Raw genomic sequence first — 1,260 nt, forward strand, 5'->3', positions numbered from 1 at the left:
AGATGTGTATAAGAGCCAGCCCTGGACGGCCGCCGCGAGCAGGATCTCCCCCCAGTGGCGGTCCGCGTCGAGCGGGTCGGGCGCGTCGTCCTCGTGCCGGACGGCCTTCCACGTCACGCGAAAGGCCAGTCCGGCCAGCGCACCGCCGGCCCAGCCCAACACGAAGCCGAGGGGCTGGTAGGCGAGCGGGAGCTTGTGCTTCTTCTTGGCCACCTGTGTCTCCTTTGCCGGTGGGTGAGGGGCGTGGGTGTCAGGGCCTGCCCTGCGGCGGGACCTCCTCGCCGGGCCGTACGGGGCCGGGCGGGGTCCCGTCACCGAAGGGACGCCCGCCGAGCTCCTCGCGGTGGTGCGGGGTCAGCCAGCCGGACAGGTCGGGCCCGAGGGGCACGATGCCGGTGGGGTTGATGCCCGTGTGCACCTCGTAGTAGTGCCGCTTGATGTGGTCGAAGTCGACCGTGTCACCGAAGCCGGGCGTCTGGTACAGATCGCGGGCGTACGCCCACAGCACGGGGTTCTCGGCCAGCTTCCAGCGGTTGCACTTGAAGTGTCCGTGATAGACGGCGTCGAAACGGACCAGTGTGGTGAACAGCCGGATGTCCGCCTCGGTGAGGGTGTCGCCGACGAGGTAGCGCTGCCCGGCCAGGCGGTCCGTCAGCAGGTCCAGCCGGCGGAACACGCCCGCGCACGCGGCCTCGTACTCCTCCTGGTTGGTGGCGAAGCCCGACCGGTACACCCCGTTGTTGACGTCCTCGTACACCTCGGCCATCACCGTGTCGATCTCGTCGCGCCGCGCCCGCGGATACAGGTCCGGCGCCCCCGGACGGTGCAGGGCCGTCCACTCGGTGGCGAGGTCGAGCGTGATCTGCTGGAAGTCGTTGGTGACCAGTTCGCCGCTGGGCACGTCGACGACCGCGGGCACGCTCACCCCGCCGGGGTAACCCGTCTCCCGCCGGTCGTACGCCTCGCTCAGGAAGCGGATCCCGAGCACGGGATCACGGCCGTCGGCGTCGAGGGTGAAGCGCCAGCTGCGGTCGTCCTGGATCGGATCGACGACGGCCAGCGACAGGGCGTCCTCCAGCCCCAGCAGCCGCCGCGACACCAGTGCCCTGCTCGCCCACGGACAGGCGCGGCTGAGAGGGCTTCTCGAAACCGAGTGTGGGGCTGGGGGGTCCGTACGGGCGTGCTGTTCAGGTGATTGTGGCCGCGCGGGGGCATGAAGGCAGGGCCTCTCGGTAGCACAGAGGGTGTCTACGCCACTGC

General features: G+C 70.3%; 1 protein-coding gene and 1 pseudogene. Both read right to left on the reverse strand.

Translation table 11 applies throughout. From position 1 onward, the window contains the following. Positions 1-213 (reverse strand): DUF4235 domain-containing protein (locus tag C1I97_RS37340; RefSeq protein ID WP_111007295.1); only part of this gene is annotated, 213 nt, incomplete at its 3' end. A 37-nt stretch (positions 214-250) separates the two neighbouring features. Beyond that, positions 251-1,144, reverse strand: a pseudogene (locus C1I97_RS37345) (glutathione S-transferase family protein); the annotation flags it as partial. Positions 1,145-1,260: the final 116 nt, after the last annotated feature.

The organism is Streptomyces sp. NTH33 (assembly GCF_003236365.1).
In the GTDB taxonomy this organism is placed as follows: domain Bacteria; phylum Actinomycetota; class Actinomycetes; order Streptomycetales; family Streptomycetaceae; genus Streptomyces.